The organism is Streptomyces sp. NPDC020490, assembly GCF_044335305.1.
GTDB lineage: Bacteria > Actinomycetota > Actinomycetes > Streptomycetales > Streptomycetaceae > Streptomyces.
Map to the genome: position 1 here is coordinate 33,632 of NZ_JBIRUY010000032.1, position 19,927 is coordinate 53,558.

Here is a 19,927-nt window from a genome sequence, read left to right on the forward strand (position 1 = left end):
GACGGCGCCGCGCTGTCTATACCGGTCCCCATACCCCCGGGGCGCCGAGCCCCGCCCGGTCCCACCACTCCCCTCCTGGAGGTAGCCCGTGCCGACCGTCCCCGACAGCGTCCGGGCGGACGCCGCGCCACCGGACGTGGCCACGGCCGCCGACGCGCTCGCCGAGGCCGCCCGTACCGGCGCCGCCTGCCCGCCGGTGCGCACCCTCTTCACCGACGGCGACATCGACGCCGCCTACGCCGTGCAGCGGCTGAACCTGCGCCGCGGCCAGGCCGCCGGCCGCCGCGTCGTCGGCCGCAAGATCGGCCTGACCTCCCCGGCCGTGCAGCGTCAGCTCGGCGTGGACCAGCCGGACTTCGGCGCCCTGTTCGCGGACATGGCCGTGCCGGACGGCGGCGAGGTGCCCGCCGGGCGGCTGCTGCAGCCCAAGGTGGAGGCCGAGGTCGCGCTCGTACTCGGCCGTGACCTGCCGCACCGGGAGTGCACCGTCGTCGACGTGCTGCGCGCCGTGGACTTCGCGCTGCCCGCCCTGGAGATCGTCGACAGCCGCATCCAGGACTGGGACATCTCCATCGTCGACACCGTCGCCGACAACGCCTCCTGCGGGCTGTACGTCCTCGGCGGCACCCCGGTCCCGCTGACCGCGGTCGACCTGCGCGCGCTGCGGATGACCCTGACCCGCAACGGCGAACCGGTCTCGGAGGGGACCGGCGCCGACTGCCTCGGCGGCCCCCTCAACGCCGCCGTCTGGCTGGCCTCCGCCCTGGCCGCCATGGGCGACCCGCTGCGGGCGGGCGACCTGGTGCTGACCGGGGCCCTCGGCCCGATGGTCCCCGCCGCGCCGGGCGACGTGTTCGAGACCAGCATCCCCGGCCTGGGCTCCGCGCGGGTCGGGTTCGCCGCGGCAGGAGCAGCAGGAGCAGAAGGAGACGACAAGTGAGCAGCGAGACGAACGCCCGGACCAAGGTCGCCGTGATCGGGTCGGGCAACATCGGCACCGACCTCCTGATCAAGGTGCTGCGGCTGTCCGACAGCCTGGAGATCGCGGCCATGGCCGGGATCGACCCGGACTCCGACGGCCTGGCCCGCGCCCGCCGCCTGAAGGTGGCCACCACCCACGAGGGCGTCGACGGCCTGGTGGCGATGGACGAGTTCGCCGACATCGAGATCGTCTTCGACGCCACCTCCGCCGGTGCCCACAAGCGCCACGACGAGGTGCTGCGCCCCCTGGGCCGCACCCTCGTCGACCTCACCCCGGCCGCCATCGGCCCCTACGTGGTGCCCCCGGTCAACGGCGACGCCCACCTCGGCGCGCCGAACGTCAACATGGTCACCTGCGGCGGCCAGGCCACGATCCCGATCGTGGCCGCGGTCTCCGCCGTCACCCCCGTGCACTACGGGGAGATCGTCGCCTCCATCGCCTCCCGCTCCGCGGGCCCCGGCACCCGGGCGAACATCGACGAGTTCACCGAGACCACGTCCTCCGCCGTCGAGCGGGTCGGCGGCGCCGCCCGCGGCAAGGCGATCATCATCCTCAACCCGGCCGAGCCGCCGCTGATCATGCGCGACACCGTGCACTGCCTGGTCTCCGACTGCGACACCGAGGCCGTCACGGCCTCCGTCGAGGAGATGGTCGGGCGCGTGCAGGCGTACGTGCCCGGCTACCGCCTCAAGCAGAAGGTGCAGTTCGACCGGGTGCCGGCCGACGACCCGCTGCGCGCCCTGCTGCCCGCCGCGGCGCGCGGTGAAGGCGCCGAGGCGCTCAAGGTCTCGGTCTTCCTCGAGGTCGAGGGCGCCGCCCACTACCTCCCGGCCTACGCCGGAAATCTCGACATCATGACCTCGGCGGCGCTGCGCACCGCGGAGCGCATGGCCGCACACCGCTCCACCGAGGGGGCCGCACGATGACCACGACCCAGACCGACACGACCACCGACACCGGCGCGTCCGTCCCGCCCGCCCTGTACGTGCAGGACGTGACCCTGCGGGACGGCATGCACGCCGTGCGCCACCGCTACACCGTCGAGCAGGCGTCGGCCATCGCCGCCGCGCTGGACGCGGCCGGCGTCTCCGCGATCGAGATCGCCCACGGCGACGGCCTGGCCGGCTCCAGCATCAACTACGGCGTCGGCGCCCACACCGACTGGGAGTGGATCGAGGCCGTCGTGGGCGCCGTGCGGCAGGCGGTGCCCACCACCCTGCTGCTGCCCGGCATCGGCACCCTGCACGACCTGCGGCAGGCGCACGCCCTCGGCATCCGCTCGGTGCGCGTCGCCACGCACTGCACCGAGGCCGACATCGCGGCCCAGCACATCGCCGCCGCCCGCGAGCTGGGCATGGACGTCGCCGGGTTCCTGATGATGTCCCACATGGCCGAGCCCGCCGAACTGGCCCGCCAGGCCAAGCTGATGGAGTCCTACGGCGCCGACTGCGTCTACGTCACCGACTCCGGCGGCAGGCTCACCATGGACGGCGTGCGCGACCGGTTCCGCGCCTACCGCGACGTCCTCGACCCGGCCACCGAGCTCGGCATCCACGCCCACCACAACCTGGCCCTGGGCGTGGCCAACACCGTCGTCGCCGTCGAGAGCGGCGCCGTGCGCGTCGACGCCTCCCTCGCCGGGCAGGGCGCGGGCGCCGGCAACTGCCCGCTGGAGGCGTTCATCGCCGTCGCCGACCTGTCGGGCTGGAAGCACGGCTGCGACCTGTTCCCGCTGATGGACGCCGCCGACGACCTGGTGCGGCCGCTGCAGGACCGGGAGGTCCGGGTGGACCGCGAGACGCTGAGCCTCGGCTACGCGGGCGTGTACTCCAGCTTCCTGCGGCACGCGGAGACCGCCGCCGCCCGGTACGGCCTGGACACCCGCTCGATCCTGGTCGAGGCCGGCCGACGCGGCATGGTCGGCGGCCAGGAGGACATGATCACGGACATCGCCCTGGACCTGGTCGCGGCCGCGAAGGGCTGACCCCAGCCACCAGGCACCGCCGCCCCGGCCTACGGCACCGATCCCGGCGGGTCACCGATCCCGGCGGGCGCGCCGATCCTGACCGGAGCCTGCCGACCCGGCTCGCGCTACCGGTCCCGGCCCTGCCGGTCCCGGACCGGGGACGGCGATCCCGGCCGGAGCTGCCGGTCCCGGTCAGGCCTGGCGATCCCGGCCAGGGCCACCGTCCCGACGCGGCTGCCAATCCGGCTGGGCCTGCCAGTCCGGCTTCGGCTGCCGATACCGGCTGGGGTCTGCCAGTCCGGCTTGGGCTGCCGATACCGGCTGGGCCTGCCAGTCCGGCAAGGTGTCGCCGATGCCGGCCGGGGCCTGCTGGCCCGGCTCGCGCTGCCGATCCGGCCCGGAGCCTGCTGGTCCCGGGCCGGGGACGGCGATCCCGGCTTGGGCTGCCAATCCCGGACCTGCTGGTCCCAGCTTGGACTGGCGCCCCCCGGAAGGGACCTCCCGATCCAGCTCACGCTGCCGATCCGGCCCGGGGCCTGCCGGTCCCGGGCCGGGGACGGTGATCCCGGCTGGAGCCGCCGGTCCCTGGCCGAGGCCGGCGATCCCGGCCAGGGCCACCAGGCCCGACGGGGCTGCCGATCCAGCTGGGCCCGCCAGTCCGGCTTGGGCTGCCGACCTGGGCGGGGCCTGCCGGTCCCGGCCAGGTGCCGCCGGTCCCTGGCGGAAGCCGGCGACCCCGGCTGGAGCCACCAGGCCCGACGGGGCTGCCGATACCGGCCGGGATCTGCCAGTCCGGCAAGGTGCCCGCCGGTTCCGGGCCGGTGCACGCCGGTGCCGGCTCGCTGGCTCAGGTTCGGGTCGAGGCCAGCTGGATCACCGTGATGTCGGAGGGGGCCGCCACCCGGGTGGGTGGTCCCCAGGCGCCCGCGCCGCGGGTGACGTACAGCTGGGTGTCGCCGTAGCGCTCCAGACCGGCCACGGTCGGGTTCGCGGCGGCCGCGAGGAAGTTGCCCGGCCAGAGCTGGCCGCCGTGCGTGTGGCCGGACAGCTGCAGGTCGACGCCGTGCCGGACGGCCTCGTGGACTTGTACCGGCTGGTGGGCCAGCAGCACGCACGCGCGGGACGGGTCCCGGTCGCCGAGCGCCTTGCCGAAGTCGGGGCCCTGGCCCTCCCGCTCGCCCTGGAGGTCGTTGACGCCGGCCAGGTCGAACCACGGCAGTTCGGTGCGGGCGTTCTCCAGCGGGTGCAGGCCGAGCCGCCGCACCTCCTCGACCCACTGCTCGGCGCCGGAGAAGTACTCGTGGTTGCCGGTGACGAAGTAGGCGGGCGCCGTCAGCTGCCGCAGCGGGGCCGCCGCCGGGCCCAGGTCCCGCACACTGCCGTCCACCAGGTCGCCGACGACGGCGACGAGGTCGGGCCGGGTCGCGTTGACCGTGTCGACGACCTTCTGGGCGAAGCCGCGGCCCAGCACCGGTCCCAGGTGGATGTCGCTGACGACCGCGATGCGGTAACCGTGCGCCGCGCGCGGGAGCTTGGCCAGCGGGACGGTGACCCGTTTCACCCGCGGTCCGCGCAGGACGCCGTACGTGCCGTAGCCCACGGTCCCGGCGGCGGCCGTGGCGGCGGCGCCCGCGACGACGCGGGAGACGAAGAGGCGGCGGGAGGGGCCGGCCGCCGCCTCCGCCACGGGCTCGCGATCTCCGACTGCCCCGGCTTCACCGGCTTTCCCGGTCTCCCCCGCTTCCGCGAGCTCCCCGGGTGCCCGCGCGGCCGACGGCGCGCCTGCGGGCACCGGCTCGGCCTGCGGCACGGCCGCCGCGGTGCGCGCCCGCCGGGTGGGGAGACCGCGCAGCAGGGGCCGTACGGCCTCGCCCGCGACCACCGCCAGCAGCAGGTAGAGCGAGAGCGCAAGCCACAGGAAGCCCGGCCAGGCCAGGGTGCGCTGGAGCCAGAAGGGCGCCCCGGTGCGCTCGGCGACGAGGGCGCCGACCGCCAGCAGCCAGCCGCCGGTGATCAGCGCCGCGCCCGCCCGGCGGGCGAGGCCCGGACCGCGCGTCGTGTCGCGGAACAGCCGGCGCCACAGGTACCAGTTGCCCGTCACCAGGACGCCGAGGACGAGCAGCGCGAAGACGATGCCGATGACCACCGTGCCGTGACCCCCGTTGCCGGTCGTGTCCGTCCCCGCGGGCCGGTGCTCGCCGGTGCGCGGATCGGTGCGTGCGTGTTGCTGCCTGCGGGTTGCTGCGTGCGGGTTGCGGGTCGGTACGTACGGGTTATGAGGTGCGGCGCAATGCGCGCAGTCCGCGCAACCCGATGCCCCCGATGACCGTCCCCAATACGAAGGAGACGACGGCCAGCGTCAGGTGCACCCAGAAGAACGCTGTCGGGTGGCCGTCGTCGAAGGCCTGCCCGCTGCTGTCCTTGATCAGGTTTTTGACGAAAGTGACCCAGATGACCCAGCTCCACACCCCGAAGGCGAGCAGGAACCAGGAGACCGGGCGGCTGAGCTTCATGCGTTCAGTATCGCCGTACCGGTTCCGGTCCGGTGCGCGGGGTGGGCGGGGTGGTGGGACTTCACGGCGGACGGCCGGTACGTTCTCGGTCGTGTCCGCACCCATGAAGACCGCCCGGCGTTCCCTGCTGGCCGCCTCCGCCGTCCTGTCGTCCCTCGCGCTGACCGCGCCCGCCGCCCTGGCAGCGCCCAGCCCCTCCACGAGCCCGTCGGCCACTCCCCCGGCGAGCATGTCGAGCATGGGCGGCGCCCGGCTCGGGCGCCCCGGCACCCAGGCCGACCTGGGCAACGACGCCCCGGTGCTGCCCAAGGGGCTGACCGCGCGCTCGTGGATCGTCGCGGACGCCGAGTCCGGCGAGGTGCTCGCCGCGCACAACGCGCACTGGCGGCTGCCCCCGGCGAGCACGATGAAGATGCTGTTCGCGGACACGGTGCTGCCGAGGTTCCCGAAGACGATGGAGCACAAGGTGGTCCCCACCGACCTGGCGGACGTCGGGGCCGGTTCCAGCATGGTCGGGATAAAGGAGGGCGAGACCTACACCGTCCGGGACCTGTGGCTCGGGGTCTTCCTGCGCTCCGGCAACGACGCCGTGCACGTGCTGGCGGCGATGAACGACGGCGTCGACAACACCGTCGAGGAGATGAACGAGCACGCCGAGGAGTTGCAGGCCCTCGACACGCACGTGGTGACGCCGGACGGCTACGACGCGCCGGGGCAGGTCTCCTCCGCCTACGACCTGACCCTGTTCGCCCGCTCCGGGCTGCAGAAGAAGGACTTCCGCGAGTACTGCTCGACCGTGCGGGCGCAGTTCCCGGGCGAGACGACGAAGAACAAGAAGGGCAAGAAGGTCCGCGGGTCCTTCGAGATCCAGAACACCAACCGGCTGCTGACCGGCGACTCGGACGTCTCCGTCTACCAGGGCATCGCCGGCGTCAAGAACGGCAACACCACGAACGCCGGCGCCACCTTCACCGGCGTCGCCGAGCGCGGCGGGAAGGTGCTGCTCGTCACCGTCATGCACCCGGAGAAGGAAGAGCACAACGAGGTCTACAAGGAGACCTCCCAGCTGTTCGACTGGGGCTTCAAGGCGGTCGGGAAGGTACGGCCGGTCGGTGAGCTGGTGCCGCCGCGGAGCGCCGCGCAGGCCGGCGCGCAGCCGGGCGCCAACGCCACGGCCGGCCGGACGGGCGGGGCCGGCGCGGTGCCGGCGACACCGGCCGTGAGCGCCTCGGCCGGGGGCCGCTCCGGCGGCATGGGGACGGCCCTGGCGATCACCGGCGGGCTGCTGGTGCTGCTCGCGGGGGCCGCGTTCCTGGTCAACCGCCGCTGGCCGCTGCCGGACCTGGTGCGCCGCCGTCCGCGTCCGTGACCTCGGCGACATCGGTGTCCTTGCTCCGCGTCGCCGTCCACGCGGCGCCGAACAGGACCAGCTTCGAGGTGAAGTTGATCCACAGCAGCAGGGCGACCGGCGTGCCGAAGGCGCCGTACATGCTCTTGGCCGCCACGCCCTGCAGGTAGCCGCTCATCAGCGCCTTCAGCACCTCGAAGCCGACCGCGCCGATCAGTGCGGCCACCAGCAGGCGGCGGCGCGGCGGTTCGACGCCGGGCAGCAGGGTCAGGACGTACAGCAGGAGCAGGAAGTCGGCGAGCACCGCGACGGCGAACGCGGCGGCGTACAGCAGGACGCCGCCCCAGCCGCCCTCCTGGATGCCGAGCTGCCGGATGATCCAGCCGACCATCGCGGAGGCGACGGCGGAGGCGGCGAGCGTCACCAGGATCGCGCCGCCGAGGCCGAGCAGGATGCCCAGGTCCTTGGCCTTGCGCAGGAGGGCGTTCTCCTCCTCGTCCGGCAGCTCCCACACCGCCCGCAGGCAGTCGCGCGTCGCGCCCGCCCAGCCGATGCCGGTGAACAGCAGGAGGGCGCCCGCGATGAGGCCGACGGTGCCGGCGTTGCGGACCAGACCCTCGATGTCGAGCTGGTCGGAGATGCCGGGCACCTGCTCGGCGAGCTTGTCCTGGATCTCCTTCTGCCGGCTCTCGCTGAGCGTGGCGGCGGCGATGGCGGCGGCCACGGTGAGCAGCGGGAACAGCGCGACGAAACTGGTGAAGGTCATCGCGGCGGCCAGCCGGGTCCACTTCACCCGGTCCAGGCGCTGGTACGAGCGCCACGCGTGCGTGGTCGTCAGGCGGGCCATGAGCGGCCCGACGACGGGGAGCTTCTTCAGCCAGTCCATGTCCCGACTCTGCCCTCGGCGGAGAAGACCAATGTCCGGGTGCCCCAGAAGCGCAGCACGGTGGCGAGCGCCATGCCGATCCCGGCGCCCGAGACGGTGTCCGCCCGCTGCGAGGTGAGCCCGAGGCCGTAGTGGCTGACGGCGAGGCAGAGCAGCTGGACCAGGGCGCCGGCGGCGTTCACCGCGAAGAAGACGGCGCACGGGCGCGGGCCGCGGGGTCCGCGGCCCCGGTAGGTGCCGAACGCGTTGCCGGCGTACGCCACCGAGCAGCCCGCGACGAAGGACAGCGCCTTGGCGGTGATCGGGCCGAGTCCCGCGGGGCCGCGCAGGCAGGTGAACACGGCGAGGTCGGCGGCGTAGGCGAGGAGGCCCACGGCGGCGAACCCGGCGAGTTCGTGTCTCCACGCGCGCGTGGACGTCGCGGGGCGGCCGCGCGGGAACGGGCGTGCGCTCACCAGTTGGCCACCGCCAGGCCGTACATCGCCAGCCACACCACACCGATGAGGGTGAGCGCGCGGTCGCGCAGCACGACCTCCTCGGGTTCGCCGGCGGTGCCGCGGTCGGCGAAGACCGCGTAGCGCAGGATCGCGAGGATGAAGGCGACCATGGACAGCTGGCGCCAGGGCAGCACGCTGGTGTTCGGGACGCCGCCCTCCTCCAGGGCCCACAGGCAGTAGCCGAGGACGGCGACGCCGGCCGCGAGCTGCCACACGAAGCGCAGGTAGCCGGTGGTGTACTCGGTGAGCAGCGCGCGTGTGGCGCCCGCCTTCCCGGCCATCTGGACGGCCTCGGAGTACCGCTTGGCCGACACCATGAACAGCGCGCCGAAGCCGGTGGTGATGAGGAACCAGCGGGAGAGCGGGATGCCGAGCGCGAGTCCGCCGACCATCGCCCGCATCAGGAATCCGGTCGTGACGACCACCAGGTCGACGACCAGGACGTGCTTGAGGCTGACGCAGTACGCCAGTTGCATGCCGAGGTAGGCCGTCAGCAGCGCCGCGACGGCCGGCGAGACCAGCAGGGCCGCGACGGCCGGCGCCAGCACGCCGAGGGCGCCGCCGACGGCGTAGGCGACGGGCACCGGGACCTGTCCGGCGGCGACCGGGCGGCGGCGTTTGGTGGGGTGGGCGCGGTCGGCCGTCACGTCGCGGGCGTCGTTGATCAGGTAGACGGCCGCGGCGCAGGCGGTGAACAGGGCGAAGACGAACGCGAGTTCGGTGACGGCGTGCCACGAGAACAGCTTGCCCGCGGCGGCGGGAGCGGCGACGACCAGGACGTTCTTGACCCACTGCTTGGGGCGCGCGGTCCTCAGCAGTCCGCCGAGGAGGGTGCCCTTCGGGGGCGGCTCGGGCCGGCGGTGGGGCGTGCGCTGTCCGTGCAGCGCCGGGCCGCGGGTGCGCGCGCCGCCCGTGAGGGGCGCTGTCTCAGTCATGAGCGCCTCCCCGCATCCAGCGCGCCCCGACGCAGGCCGTGAGCGCCCCGAGGAGGGCGCCCGCCGCGACGTCCGAGGGGTAGTGCACGCCGACGACCAGGCGGGAGAGGCACACCGCGGCGGCGAGCGGCGGGATCACGTACGCGCCGAGCGCGCCGTAGGCGACGGCGGCGGCCACCGCGGAGCTCGCGTGCGAGCTGGGGAAGGAGTGCCGGCCGGCGGTGCGCACGAGCGGTTCGACGTGCGCCGGGCGTGGGCGGCGCACCACCCTCTTCACCCCCATGCTGACGGCGTGCGCGCCCGCGGTGAGCGCCGTGCCGCGCAACCAGGCGCCGCGCCGCGCGCCGTCCACGGCGGCTCCCGCGAGACCCGCCGCGAGCCAGACCGCGCCGTGCTCGCCGGCCCACGACAGGGCGCGCGCGGTGGCGGCCACGCGCGGGTCGCCGCCGCGGGCGCGGAGCGCCGAGAGCATCCGGTGGTCCATGCCGTGGGGTGCGTGGGGTGCGTGGGGTGCGTCGGGTGCGTGGGGTGTGTCGGAACCGTCGCGGCGGCCGAGGTCGTCGTGCTCGTCCAGGTGGTCCAGGTGGTCCAGGTGGTCCATGGGAACTCACTGTTCACGCCGACCCCGCCGGAACTCCGTCAATATTGAGCGACATCCCATTAATCACCCATTTCGGGGAGAGAATCCATGTTTCTTAACTAATCGGTCACATGGGGGCGATACGGTCACCGCCATGTCTGTCGAGACCGTTCCCGTCACCGGCTGGGGCCGCACCGCGCCCACCGCGGCCCGTCTGATCCGCCCACGGACGTACGAGGAGGCCGCAGCCGCCGTCCGGGAGTGCGGGGCCCGCGGGGGCATCGCCAGAGGCCTGGGGCGGGCCTACGGGGACGCGGCGCAGAACGCCGGCGGCGCCGTCCTCGACATGACGGCCCTGGACCGGATCCACGCCATCGACGCCGACGGCGGGACCGTGCTGTGCGACGCGGGCGTCTCCCTGCACCGCCTGATGGAGGTGCTGCTGCCGCTCGGCTGGTTCGTGCCGGTGACGCCCGGCACCCGGTACGTGACCGTCGGCGGCGCGATCGGCGCGGACATCCACGGCAAGAACCATCACGTGTCGGGCTCCTTCGCCCGGCACGTGCTGTCCTTCGAACTCCTCACCGCCGACGGCACGATCCGCACGGTGGGCCGCGGCACCCCGCTGTTCGACGCGACCGCCGGCGGCATGGGCCTGACCGGCGTGATCCTGACCGCGACCGTCCGTCTCCTGCCCGTGCAGACGTCCCTGATGGCGGTCGACACCGAGCGCGCGGCGGACCTCGACGACCTGATGGCCCGGCTGACCGCCACCGACCACCGCTACCGCTACTCCGTCGCGTGGATCGACCTGCTCGCGCGCGGCGCGGCGACCGGCCGCGCGGTCCTCACCCGCGGCGACCACGCGCCGCTGGACGCGCTGCCCGCCCGCGCGCGCAGCGCCCCCCTCGCCTTCCGCACCCCGCGCTTCCCGGCGGCGCCCGCCTTCCTGCCGGAGGGGCTGCTCAGCCGCACGACCGTGGGCCTGTTCAACGAGCTGTGGTACCGCAAGGCGCCCCGCGCGCGCACCGGCGAACTGCAGCGGATCTCCACCTTCTTCCACCCCCTCGACGGGGTCCCCCACTGGAACCGGATCTACGGCCGCGGCGGCTTCGTGCAGTACCAGTTCGTCGTCGGCCACGGCCGGGAGGACGCCCTGCGCTCCATCGTGCGGCGCATCTCCGAGCGCCGCTGCCCGTCCTTCCTGGCCGTCCTCAAGCGGTTCGGCGAGGCCGACCCGGGCTGGCTGTCCTTCCCGGTGCCCGGCTGGACGCTCGCCCTGGACGTCCCGGCGAACCTGCCCGGCCTGGGCGGGTTCCTCGACGAGCTGGACGAGGAGGTGGCCGCGGCCGGCGGGCGCGTCTACCTCGCCAAGGACTCCCGGCTGCGTCCCGAACTGCTCGCCGCGATGTATCCGCGCCTCGACGACTTCCGGGCACTGCGCGCGGAGCTGGACCCGCGCGGGGTGTTCACCTCCGACCTCTCCCGCCGTCTCACCCTCTAGGAGTCGCTGTCGTGAAGGACGCCTTCGGCATCCCCCAGTCCCTGCTGGTCCTCGGCGGCACGTCCGACATCGGGCTCGCCACCGCGCGCCGCATGATCGCGCGCCGCACCCGCACCGTCTGGCTGGCCGGACGCCCGTCGCCCGCGCTGGAACGGTCCGCGGACGGCCTGCGCGCGCTGGGCGCGGACGTGCGCACCGTCGCCTTCGACGCGCTCGACCCCGACTCCCACGAGACCGTGCTCGGCAAGGTCTTCGCCGAGGGCGACATCGACATGGTGCTGCTCGCCTTCGGGATCCTCGGCGACCAGGCGCACGACGAGCGCGACCCGTCCGCCGCGGTGCGCGTGGCGCAGACCAACTACACCGGCGCGGTGTCGGCGGGCCTGGTCAGCGCACGCGCCCTGCAGGCGCAGGGCCACGGCTCGCTGGTGGTGCTGTCCTCCGTCGCCGGGGAGCGGGCCCGCCGCGCCAACTTCATCTACGGCTCCAGCAAGGCGGGCCTGGACGCCTTCGCGCAGGGCCTGGGCGACGCGCTGCACGGCACCGGCGTGCACGTGATGGTCGTACGCCCCGGCTTCGTGCGGTCGAAGATGACCGCAGGACTCGCCGAGGCGCCGCTCGCGACCACGCCGCAGGCGGTCGCCGCGGCCGTCGAACTGGGGCTCAGGCGGCGCTCGGAGACGGTGTGGGTGCCGGGGACCCTGCGCGTGGTGATGTCGGCGCTGCGGCACGTGCCGCGGGCGGTGTTCCGGCGGCTGCCCGTGTAGACGCGGTGGACCCGGCGGACGCGGCTACCGGGTGGGCAGCGGCCCGTGCTCCACGTGTCCCGCCTGCGGGGGCACCACCGCGCCCTTGAAGGCGTACTCGCGCAGCTTGCGCCACACGCCGTCCGCGCCCTGCTCGTACAGCGCGAAGCCGGTGCAGGGCCAGGCGGCCTCGTAGTCGGCGAGTTCCTCGAAGGCGCGGTCCATCGACGCGTCGTCGATGCCGTGCGCGACGGTGACGTGGGGGTGGTAGGGGAACTGGAGTTCCCGCGCCACGGGGCCGGAGGCGTCACGGACCTGCTTCTGCAGCCAGGCGCACGCCTCGGCGCCCTCGGCGACCCGCACGTAGACCACCGGCGACAGGGGCCGGAAGGTGCCGGTGCCGGACAGCCGCATGGGGAACGGCCGGCCGGCCGCGGCGACCTCGGTCAGGTGCGCCTCTATGGCGGGCAGCGCCGCGCTGTCGACCTCCGTCGGCGGCAGCAGCGTGACGTGCGTGGGGATGCCGTGCGCCGCGGCGTCGCCGAAGCCCGCGCGCAGCTGTTGGAGCAGGCTGCCGTGAGGCTCCGGGACCGCGATCGACACACCGATCGTTACGGTCCCCACGTCGTCTCCTGTCGTCGTGACGGGTTGGTGTCTGAAGCCGTCCGGTTATCGACTGTACGGCCACGGCCGGGGTGCGGGCAGGCGCAACCGGAGTGATGTGCGGCGCTCTGGCGTCTGCCGCGTCCGCGCGGTGGTGCGCGTCAGTGCTTGGCGGGCAGGAAGCCCACCCGGTCGTACGCCCGGGCGAGCGTCTCCGCGGCGACCGTGCGCGCCTTGTCCGCGCCCTTGGCCAGGATCGAGTCCAGCGTCTCCGGGTCGTCCAGGTACTGCTGGGTGCGCTCCCGGAACGGCGTCACGAACTCGACCATGACCTCGGCGAGGTCCGTCTTGAGCGCACCGTAGCCCTTGCCCTCGTACTTCTGCTCCAGTTCGGTGATTCCCGTCCCGGTGAGCGTCGAGTAGATGGTGAGCAGGTTGCTGACGCCGGGCTTGTCCTCGGTGTCGTAGCGCACCACGGTGTCGGTGTCGGTGACGGCGCTCTTGACCTTCTTGGCGGTGGCCCGCGGCTCGTCCAGAAGGTTGATCAGACCCTTCGGCGTGGACGCCGACTTGCTCATCTTGACCGACGGGTCCTGAAGGTCGTAGATCTTCGCCGTCTCCTTGAGGATGTACGGCTTGGGGATGGTGAAGGTCTCGCCGAAGCGGCCGTTGAAGCGCTCGGCGAGGTCGCGGGTCAGCTCGATGTGCTGGCGCTGGTCCTCGCCGACCGGCACCTCGTGGGCCTGGTACAGCAGGATGTCCGCGACCTGGAGGATCGGGTACGTGAACAGGCCGACGGACGCGCGCTCGGCGCCGTGCCGGGCGGACTTGTCCTTGAACTGGGTCATGCGGGAGGCCTCGCCGAAGCCGGTGAGGCAGTTCATGACCCAGGCGAGCTGGGCGTGCTCGGGAACATGGCTCTGCACGAACAGGGTGCAGCGGTCCGGGTCGAGGCCGGCGGCCAGCAGCTGCGCGGTGGCCAGGCGCGTGTTGGCGCGCAGCTCGGCCGGGTCCTGCGGAACCGTGATCGCGTGCAGGTCGACGACCATGTAGAACGCGTCGTGGGTCTCCTGCAGGTCCACCCACTGGCGGACGGCGCCGAGGTAGTTGCCGAGGTGGAAGGAGCCTGCGGTGGGCTGGATTCCGGAGAGCACTCGCGGACTGCTCGGCATGGCGGGGCCATTCCCCTGAGGGTGGTGGTGGGCGACGGGCGGGCGGTCAGAAGCCATGCTCACCATTCTCTCAGGTACCGGGGGCTGATCCGGAACCGGCCGGAAACAGGTGTGACCCGGTTTCTTCCCGACGGTGTGACGACGGCGGCCCGGCACAGGGCCGGGCCGCCGTCGAGCGGATCACACCGTCGGGCGTCAGCCCAGGTCGATCTCCGGGTACAGCGGGAAACCGGCCACGAGGTCGGTGGCGCGGCGGGAGATCTCGTCGGCGGTCTTCGCGTCGAGGACGTGGGCGGCCTTGGACGGGGCGCCGGACTTGGTGGTGCCGGGCTCGGTCGTGGTCAGCACCCGGTCGATGAGGCCGGCGACCTCGTCCATCTCGGCGGTGCCCAGGCCGCGCGTGGTCAGGGCCGGGGTGCCGACGCGGATGCCGGAGGTGTACCAGGCGCCGTTGGGGTCGGCCGGGATGGCGTTGCGGTTGGTGACGATGCCGGAGTCGAGCAGCGCGGCCTCGGCCTGCCGGCCGGTGAGGCCGTAGGAGGTGGCGACGTCGATCAGGTTGAGGTGGTTGTCGGTGCCGCCGGTGACGAGGGTGGCGCCGCGGCGGGTCAGGCCCTCGGCGAGGGCGCGGGAGTTGTCGACGATGCGCTGGGCGTAGTCCTGGAAGGCGGGCTGCCGGGCCTCGGCGAGGGCGACCGCCTTCGCGGCCATGACGTGCGGGAGCGGGCCGCCCAGCACCATCGGGCAGCCGCGGTCGACCTGGTCCTTGAGGGAGTCGTCGCACAGGACCATGCCGCCGCGCGGGCCGCGCAGCGACTTGTGGGTGGTGGTGGTGACGATCTGGGCGTGCGGGACCGGGTCGAAGTCCCCGGTGAGGACCTTGCCGGCGACGAGGCCGGCGAAGTGGGCCATGTCGACCATGAGCGTGGCGCCGACCTCGTCGGCGATCTCGCGCATGATCCGGAAGTTCACCAGGCGCGGGTAGGCGGAGTAGCCGGCGACGATGATCAGCGGCTTGAACTCGCGGGCCTGGGCGCGCAGGGCGTCGTAGTCGATCAGGCCGGTCGCCGGGTCGGTGCCGTAGGAGCGCTGGTCGAACATCTTGCCGGAGATGTTCGGGCGGAAGCCGTGGGTGAGGTGGCCGCCGGCGTCCAGGGACATGCCGAGCATGCGCTGGTTGCCGAAGGCCTGGCGCAGCTCGGCCCAGTCGGCCTCGGAGAGGTCGTTGATCTGGCGGACGCCGGTCTTCTGCAGGAACGGGACCTCGACCCGGTCGGCGAGGACGGCCCAGAAGGCGACCAGGTTGGCGTCGATGCCGGAGTGCGGCTGGACGTAGGCGTGCCGGGCGCCGAACAGTTCGCGGGCGTGCTCGGCGGCCAGCGACTCCACCGTGTCGACGTTGCGGCAGCCGGCGTAGAAGCGGCGGCCGACGGTGCCCTCGGCGTACTTGTCGCTGAACCAGTTGCCCATCGCCAGCAGGGTGGCCGGGGAGGCGTAGTTCTCGGAGGCGATCAGCTTGAGCATCTCGCGCTGGTCGGCGACCTCCTGGCCGATGGCGTCGGCCACCCGCGGCTCCACGGCGCGGATCACGTCGAGGGCGGCGCGGAAGGCGGTGGACTCGGTGGAGAGGGGCGCGGCGTTGTCGGGCATGAGGACCTCCGGACGTGGCGTTCGGCGTTCACGGTACGGCCCAGGCGCACGGCACACATGTTCTGCTCGGGCCGCTTCCCGATGGTCGGTCCCATCCTCGGACCCTGCGACGGGGGTCCAGCGCGCCAGTCACGGCCCGTCGGCCAGCCTACCGGGCGGGCCGGACGGCCCAGGCGCGGCGTCCAGCATGCGAGCGACGATGGAAGAGGATCCCTCGTCCTCCGGGAGCCGCCGTGACCACCGCACGAGACCTGATCGCCGCCGCCGACGCGCACAGCGCGCACAACTACCACCCGCTGCCCGTGGTGGTCGCCACCGCCGAGGGCGCCTGGGTGACGGACGTGGAGGGGCGGCGGTACCTCGACCTGCTGGCCGGTTACTCCGCGCTCAACTTCGGTCACCGCCACCCGCGGCTGGTCCGGGCGGCGAAGGCGCAGCTGGACCGGGTGACGCTGACGTCGCGGGCGTTCCACCACGACCGGTTCGCGGCCTTCTGCGCGCAGCTCGCCGAGCTGTGCGGGATGGAGATGGTGCTGCCGATGAACACCGGGGCGGAGGCGGTGGAGACCGCGGTGAAGACGGCCCGCAAGTGGGGCTACCGGGTCAAGGGCGTGCCCGCGGAGATGGCGAAGATCGTGGTCGTGGGGAACAACTTCCACGGCCGTACGACGACGCTGATCAGCTTCTCCACCGACCCGGAGGCGCGGGCGGACTACGGGCCGTACACACCGGGCTTCGAGATCGTGCCGTTCGGGGACCTGACGGCGATGCGGGCCGCGGTGACGGAGAACACGGTGGCCGTGCTGCTGGAGCCCGTGCAGGGCGAGGCGGGGGTGATCGTGCCGCCGGCCGGTTACCTGCCGGGGGTGCGGGAGCTGACCCGGGAGCGGAACGTGCTGTTCGTCGCCGACGAGATCCAGTCGGGGCTGGGGCGCACGGGACGGACCTTCGCGTGCGAGCACGAGGGCGTCGTACCGGATGTGTACGTGCTCGGCAAGGCGCTCGGCGGCGGGGTGGTGCCGGTGTCGGCGGTGGTGTCGTCGGCCGCGGTGCTCGGGGTGTTCCGGCCCGGGGAGCACGGGTCGACGTTCGGCGGGAACCCGCTGGCGTGCGCGGTGGCGCTGGAGGTGATCGCGATGCTGCGCACCGGCGAGTTCCAGGCGCGGGCGGCGGAGCTGGGCGGACGTCTGCTGCGGGAGCTGGGCACGCTGAAGGGCACGGGCCGGGTGACGGCGGTGCGGGGGCGCGGACTGTGGGCGGGCGTCGACGTCGCCCCGGCCTGCGGGACCGGCCGCGAGGTGTCCGAGCGGCTCCTGGAGCGGGGCGTGCTGGTGAAGGACACGCACGGCGCGACGATCCGGATCGCGCCGCCGCTGGTGATCGCCGAGCAGGACCTGGACTGGGCGCTCGGCCGGCTCCGGGAGGTGCTGGGGCTGTAGTCAGGTACTGGGGGTGGGATCAGAGGATGACGTGCGGCAGGAAGCGGGCGTACTCGTCCGTGACCGGTCCGGAGGACTCGCGGATGCCGAGGCCCGCCGCCTCGTCCTCGACGACCCACGCGCCCAGCACCACGCGGTTGCCGTCGAAGGACGGCAGCGGCGCCAGCTCCTGGTAGCAGCAGGGCTCCTCGCGGATCTCCGGGTCGGCGCCGGGTTCGTGCAGCGTGATGCCGTCTCCCTCGCGGCCCAGCAGCGGCTTGGCGGCCCAGCCCGTGGTGCGGGCCAGCTCGCGCGGGCCGTCGAGGTGGGCGGCCAGCAGGTTGGGGTGGCCCGGGTACAGCTCCCACAGGATCGCCAGCAGTGCCTTGTTGCTCAGCAGCATCTTCCAGGCGGGCTCGATCCACAGGGTGGAGCCGGTGCCGCCGCCGTTGTCGAGGGTGTCCAGGACGTGGCCGCCGAAGCGGTCGGTGGTGAGCCACTCCCACGGGTAGAGCTTGAAGCAGCTGCGGATGAAGCGGAGCCGGTTGTCGACGAAGCGGCCGGTCAGGGAGTCGAAGCCGATCTCCTCCATGGAGATCCAGTCGGTGTCGAGGCCGGCCTGCTCGGCGGTCTCCTTCAGGTAGGCGACCGTCATCAGGTCCTCGCCGAGTTCGTCGGCCGAGGAGTGCGCGAAGTGCAGCGGGCTGCCGGGCGGCAGCAGGGGCGCCTGCTTGCGCCAGGCGGCGACGAGGCGTTCGTGCAGCGAGTTCCACTGGTCGGCGCCGGGGAAGCGGTCCCGCATCCAGAACCACTGGGGTGAGGCCGCCTCCACCAGTGAGGTGGGGGTGTCGGCGTTGTACTCCAGCAGCTTGGCGGGGCCGGTGCCGTCGTAGCGCAGGTCGAACCGGGCGTAGACGGAGGGGAGTTCGGCACGGCGGTGCCAGGACTCGGCGACCGCCCGCGCGATCCGCGGGTCGGTGATGCCGAGGTCGGCGAAGCGTCCGGCGGTGACGATGTGGCCGGCCGCGGCGAGGCACATGCGGTGCAGTTCCTCGACGGTCTCCTCCAGGGCCTCCACCTCGGGGAGGGTGAAGGAGTAGTAGGCGCTCTCGTCCCAGTAGGGGCGCAGGGAGCCGTCGGGGTGGCGGGTCAGCGGGTAGACGAGCCCCTGCTCCTCGACCGTGCGCTGCCAGTCGGGGCGCGGGGTGATCGGGTGTCTTTCCACGGGTGTTCAGCCGCCCGAGCTGCCCTTGCCGCTGCCGAAGCCGCCGCGGTCGACGCCGCCGTGGCTGCCGCCGCTCGAACTGCCGCCGCCCTTGGCCGGCTTGGTGAAGGAGCCGCCTTCGACCCAGCCGCCCTTCTTCTTCCCGCCGTAGTACCAGACGCCGTTGGCCGGGGACTTGGCGGACTTGCAGTTCTTGTCGGCGACGACCTTGTAGCCCTTGGCGAGGGTGTAGCTGTCGCGGTCGACGCAGCGCTTGTCGGGGTCGGAGGAGCAGGCGGTGAGGGCCGCGGCGAGCAGTCCCATGCCGCCGAGCACGACCGTGCCCGAACGCAGTTGTCTTCGTGTGTCCGCCATGATGCGTCCCCCTGGTGTTGCCCTGATGTCCGGCGCACAGCCTAGAGACCGGCCGGACGGAGCGCGAGGGCGGGGCCGTGGCCTGTCTACGGCAGCACCCGGCACAGCGCCTCCAGCGTCCCGGTCCACCCGTGCTCCGGCGGTGTGCCGTAGCCCACGACGAGCGCGTCCAGGGGCGCCGCGACCGCGTCGGCGTGACGGAAGCGGGACAGGCCCTGCAGGGCGAGGCCCTGCCAGGCGGCGGCCTGCACCACCGGCCGCTCGGTGCCGGGCGGGAGGCGCAGGACGGCGTGCAGGCCGGCCGCAATGCCGGTGACCCGCACGTCGGGTGCGCGGGCGGCGAGGGCCGCGACCAGGGCGTCCCGGCGGCGCCGGTAGCGCAGCCGGGCGGAGCGGACGTGGCGGTCGTAAGCGCCGGAGGTGATGAAGTCCGCCAGGGTGAGCTGGTCCAGCACGCCGCAGGTGTCGGTGCCGCCCTTCGCCGACGCCGCCTCCTCGGCGAGGCCGGGCGGCAGCACCATCCAGGCCAGCCGCAGGCCGGGGGCGAGGGACTTGCTGGCGGTGCCGAGGTAGACGACGCGGTCGGGGTCCAGTCCCTGGAGGGCGCCGACGGGCTGGCGGTCGTAGCGGAACTCGCCGTCGTAGTCGTCCTCCAGGACCAGGCCGCCGGTGCGCCGCGCCCAGTCCAGGACGGCGGCCCGCCGGTCCCGGTGCAGGGGCACGCCCATCGGGAACTGGTGGGCGGGGGTGAGCAGGACGGCGGCGGCGTCCGTCAACACCGTCGGATCGGTGCCCAGTTCGTCGAACGGCAGCGGAGCGGTGCGCAGTCCTGCCGCCTCGAGCACGCTCCAGCTCGGCGGCAGGCCGTACGACTCCACGGCGACCGTCCGCGCCCCGCGCGCCCGCAGCACCGGGCCGAGGATGCGCAGGGCGTGCACGAACCCGGAGCACACCAGGACCCGGTCGGGGTCGGTGCGCACGCCGCGCGCCCGGGCGAGGTAGCCGGCGAGCGCGGTGCGCAGTTCGGCGCGGCCGCGCGGGTCGCCGTAGCCGAGGGCGTGGTACGGGACCGCGTTGAGCACCCGGCGGGCGGACCTGAGCCACTCCGCGCGCGGGAACGCGGACAGGTCGGGGCTGCCGGCGCGCAGGTCGAAGGCGGGGCGGTCGCGGTCACCGGTGTGCGGGCGCGGCGCCGGGCCGGGCCGCCCGCTCTCCCGCCGCCGCGAGGGCGTGGGCGGCACCCCGGGGGCGACCCGCGTGCCCGAGCCCTGCCGGGCGGTCAGCCAGCCCTCGGCCACCAGGTCGGCGTACGCGCCGGCGACCGTGTTGCGGGCGATGCCCAGGTCGGCGGCGAGCGCGCGGGAGGACGGCAGGCGGGTGCCGGGGGCCAGCCGCCCGGTGCGGACGGCCTCGCGCAGGGCGTCGGTGAGGCCCTTGCGCGGGTGCGGGCCGGCCGGCTCCAGATGCAGGTCGACACCCAGAGTGGCCCAAGGTTTCGCCATGGAAGTGGACCATACTCCTGGGCTGCCTCGCTCCTAGGGTCGAGGC

The 19,927-nt window shown here is 73.7% G+C and carries 19 protein-coding genes and 1 riboswitch; of the genes, 7 read left to right on the forward strand and 12 right to left on the reverse strand.

Annotation, left to right across the window (positions count from 1 at the left end):
* Positions 1-88 precede the first annotated feature (88 nt).
* From mhpD to dmpG, 3 genes are read left to right on the forward strand one after another with little or no spacing between them, the layout of a single operon-like run.
* The gene (gene mhpD, locus ACH4ZX_RS28950; RefSeq protein ID WP_398278859.1) at positions 89-940 is read left to right on the forward strand and encodes a 2-keto-4-pentenoate hydratase; all 852 of its coding nucleotides are present in this window, start codon (positions 89-91) and stop codon (positions 938-940) included.
* Positions 937-1,908: an acetaldehyde dehydrogenase (acetylating) gene (locus ACH4ZX_RS28955; RefSeq protein ID WP_398278862.1), complete on the forward strand. Its 972-nt coding sequence runs from the start codon at positions 937-939 to the stop codon at positions 1,906-1,908. Before mhpD ends, ACH4ZX_RS28955 begins: the two co-directional genes overlap by 4 nt.
* On the forward strand, positions 1,905-2,966 hold the full coding sequence (gene dmpG, locus ACH4ZX_RS28960; RefSeq protein ID WP_398278865.1) for a 4-hydroxy-2-oxovalerate aldolase: 1,062 nt from the start codon (positions 1,905-1,907) through the stop codon (positions 2,964-2,966). The genes ACH4ZX_RS28955 and dmpG overlap by 4 nt, the downstream gene beginning before the upstream one ends.
* An 829-nt stretch (positions 2,967-3,795) precedes the next feature.
* Here dmpG and ACH4ZX_RS28965 read toward each other — a convergent pair.
* Complete coding sequence (locus ACH4ZX_RS28965) at positions 3,796-5,088, reverse strand: metallophosphoesterase (protein WP_398279061.1); 1,293 nt, start codon at positions 5,086-5,088, stop codon at positions 3,796-3,798.
* A 133-nt stretch (positions 5,089-5,221) separates the two neighbouring features.
* Positions 5,222-5,461: an SCO4848 family membrane protein gene (locus ACH4ZX_RS28970; RefSeq protein ID WP_351888132.1), complete on the reverse strand. Its 240-nt coding sequence runs from the start codon at positions 5,459-5,461 to the stop codon at positions 5,222-5,224.
* A gap of 91 nt (positions 5,462-5,552) precedes the next feature.
* On the opposite strand from ACH4ZX_RS28970, the gene ACH4ZX_RS28975 reads away from it, so the two are divergent.
* A complete protein-coding gene (locus ACH4ZX_RS28975) occupies positions 5,553-6,830 on the forward strand; it encodes a D-alanyl-D-alanine carboxypeptidase family protein (protein WP_398278868.1) in 1,278 nt (425 codons plus the stop codon).
* Here ACH4ZX_RS28975 and ACH4ZX_RS28980 read toward each other — a convergent pair.
* From ACH4ZX_RS28980 to ACH4ZX_RS28995, 4 genes are read right to left on the reverse strand one after another with little or no spacing between them, the layout of a single operon-like run.
* Positions 6,778-7,695 (reverse strand): YihY/virulence factor BrkB family protein, encoded by a 918-nt coding sequence (locus tag ACH4ZX_RS28980; RefSeq protein WP_398278871.1) that lies wholly within the window; start codon positions 7,693-7,695, stop codon positions 6,778-6,780. The genes ACH4ZX_RS28975 and ACH4ZX_RS28980 overlap by 53 nt on opposite strands.
* Positions 7,683-8,150 carry a GtrA family protein gene (locus ACH4ZX_RS28985; RefSeq protein ID WP_398278874.1) on the reverse strand — a complete coding sequence of 156 codons (468 nt, stop codon included), beginning with the start codon at positions 8,148-8,150 and terminating at the stop codon, positions 7,683-7,685. Before ACH4ZX_RS28985 ends, ACH4ZX_RS28980 begins: the two co-directional genes overlap by 13 nt.
* Entirely contained in the window at positions 8,147-9,127 is a 981-nt protein-coding gene (locus ACH4ZX_RS28990) for a decaprenyl-phosphate phosphoribosyltransferase (protein ID WP_398278877.1), read from the reverse strand. The genes ACH4ZX_RS28985 and ACH4ZX_RS28990 overlap by 4 nt, the downstream gene beginning before the upstream one ends.
* Entirely contained in the window at positions 9,120-9,611 is a 492-nt protein-coding gene (locus tag ACH4ZX_RS28995) for a phosphatase PAP2 family protein (RefSeq protein WP_398279064.1), read from the reverse strand. Before ACH4ZX_RS28995 ends, ACH4ZX_RS28990 begins: the two co-directional genes overlap by 8 nt.
* Before the next feature lie 250 nt (positions 9,612-9,861).
* Between ACH4ZX_RS28995 and ACH4ZX_RS29000 the strand changes: the two genes are divergently transcribed.
* Positions 9,862-11,211 carry an FAD-binding protein gene (locus tag ACH4ZX_RS29000; RefSeq protein WP_398278880.1) on the forward strand — a complete coding sequence of 450 codons (1,350 nt, stop codon included), beginning with the start codon at positions 9,862-9,864 and terminating at the stop codon, positions 11,209-11,211.
* 11 nt (positions 11,212-11,222) lie between these two features.
* Entirely contained in the window at positions 11,223-11,978 is a 756-nt protein-coding gene (locus ACH4ZX_RS29005; RefSeq protein WP_398278883.1) for a decaprenylphospho-beta-D-erythro-pentofuranosid-2-ulose 2-reductase, read from the forward strand.
* Between the two features lie 24 nt (positions 11,979-12,002).
* Here ACH4ZX_RS29005 and ACH4ZX_RS29010 read toward each other — a convergent pair whose 3' ends face one another.
* The 3 genes from ACH4ZX_RS29010 to ACH4ZX_RS29020 all read right to left on the reverse strand — a co-directional run bounded on the left by ACH4ZX_RS29010 (position 12,003) and on the right by ACH4ZX_RS29020 (position 15,382).
* The gene (locus ACH4ZX_RS29010; protein ID WP_360751089.1) at positions 12,003-12,581 is read right to left on the reverse strand and encodes a 2'-5' RNA ligase family protein; all 579 of its coding nucleotides are present in this window, start codon (positions 12,579-12,581) and stop codon (positions 12,003-12,005) included.
* A gap of 140 nt (positions 12,582-12,721) precedes the next feature.
* Positions 12,722-13,732, reverse strand: coding sequence for a tryptophan--tRNA ligase (trpS, locus tag ACH4ZX_RS29015; protein ID WP_398278886.1), 1,011 nt, complete (start codon positions 13,730-13,732; stop codon positions 12,722-12,724).
* 195 nt (positions 13,733-13,927) lie between these two features.
* Positions 13,928-15,382: a glycine hydroxymethyltransferase gene (locus ACH4ZX_RS29020; RefSeq protein WP_398278889.1), complete on the reverse strand. Its 1,455-nt coding sequence runs from the start codon at positions 15,380-15,382 to the stop codon at positions 13,928-13,930.
* 31 nt (positions 15,383-15,413) lie between these two features.
* Positions 15,414-15,525: riboswitch (ZMP/ZTP riboswitch) on the reverse strand.
* Positions 15,526-15,615: 90 nt separating this feature from the next.
* Between ACH4ZX_RS29020 and rocD the strand changes: the two genes are divergently transcribed.
* Positions 15,616-16,821 carry an ornithine--oxo-acid transaminase gene (rocD, locus tag ACH4ZX_RS29025; RefSeq protein WP_398278892.1) on the forward strand — a complete coding sequence of 402 codons (1,206 nt, stop codon included), beginning with the start codon at positions 15,616-15,618 and terminating at the stop codon, positions 16,819-16,821.
* 19 nt (positions 16,822-16,840) lie between these two features.
* Here the strand turns inward: rocD and ACH4ZX_RS29030 are convergent, their stop codons facing one another.
* The 3 genes from ACH4ZX_RS29030 to ACH4ZX_RS29040 all read right to left on the reverse strand — a co-directional run bounded on the left by ACH4ZX_RS29030 (position 16,841) and on the right by ACH4ZX_RS29040 (position 19,881).
* Entirely contained in the window at positions 16,841-18,025 is a 1,185-nt protein-coding gene (locus ACH4ZX_RS29030) for a glutathionylspermidine synthase family protein (RefSeq protein WP_398278895.1), read from the reverse strand.
* A 6-nt stretch (positions 18,026-18,031) separates the two neighbouring features.
* The gene (locus ACH4ZX_RS29035) at positions 18,032-18,379 is read right to left on the reverse strand and encodes a hypothetical protein (RefSeq protein ID WP_398278898.1); all 348 of its coding nucleotides are present in this window, start codon (positions 18,377-18,379) and stop codon (positions 18,032-18,034) included.
* A gap of 86 nt (positions 18,380-18,465) precedes the next feature.
* The gene (locus ACH4ZX_RS29040) at positions 18,466-19,881 is read right to left on the reverse strand and encodes a PLP-dependent aminotransferase family protein (protein ID WP_398278901.1); all 1,416 of its coding nucleotides are present in this window, start codon (positions 19,879-19,881) and stop codon (positions 18,466-18,468) included.
* Positions 19,882-19,927: the final 46 nt, after the last annotated feature.

Coding starts and splice junctions, on each gene's coding strand:
- ACH4ZX_RS29020 (WP_398278889.1), bottom strand. CDS start 15,382: ATGCCCGACAACGCCGCGCCCCTCTCCACCGAGTCCACCGCCTTCCGC.
- ACH4ZX_RS29040 (WP_398278901.1), bottom strand. CDS start 19,881: ATGGCGAAACCTTGGGCCACTCTGGGTGTCGACCTGCATCTGGAGCCG.
- ACH4ZX_RS28990 (WP_398278877.1), bottom strand. CDS start 9,127: ATGACTGAGACAGCGCCCCTCACGGGCGGCGCGCGCACCCGCGGCCCG.
- trpS (WP_398278886.1), bottom strand. CDS start 13,732: ATGCCGAGCAGTCCGCGAGTGCTCTCCGGAATCCAGCCCACCGCAGGC.
- ACH4ZX_RS28995 (WP_398279064.1), bottom strand. CDS start 9,611: ATGGACCACCGGATGCTCTCGGCGCTCCGCGCCCGCGGCGGCGACCCG.
- dmpG (WP_398278865.1), top strand. CDS start 1,905: ATGACCACGACCCAGACCGACACGACCACCGACACCGGCGCGTCCGTC.
- ACH4ZX_RS28970 (WP_351888132.1), bottom strand. CDS start 5,461: ATGAAGCTCAGCCGCCCGGTCTCCTGGTTCCTGCTCGCCTTCGGGGTG.
- ACH4ZX_RS29035 (WP_398278898.1), bottom strand. CDS start 18,379: ATGGCGGACACACGAAGACAACTGCGTTCGGGCACGGTCGTGCTCGGC.
- ACH4ZX_RS28980 (WP_398278871.1), bottom strand. CDS start 7,695: ATGGACTGGCTGAAGAAGCTCCCCGTCGTCGGGCCGCTCATGGCCCGC.
- ACH4ZX_RS29000 (WP_398278880.1), top strand. CDS start 9,862: ATGTCTGTCGAGACCGTTCCCGTCACCGGCTGGGGCCGCACCGCGCCC.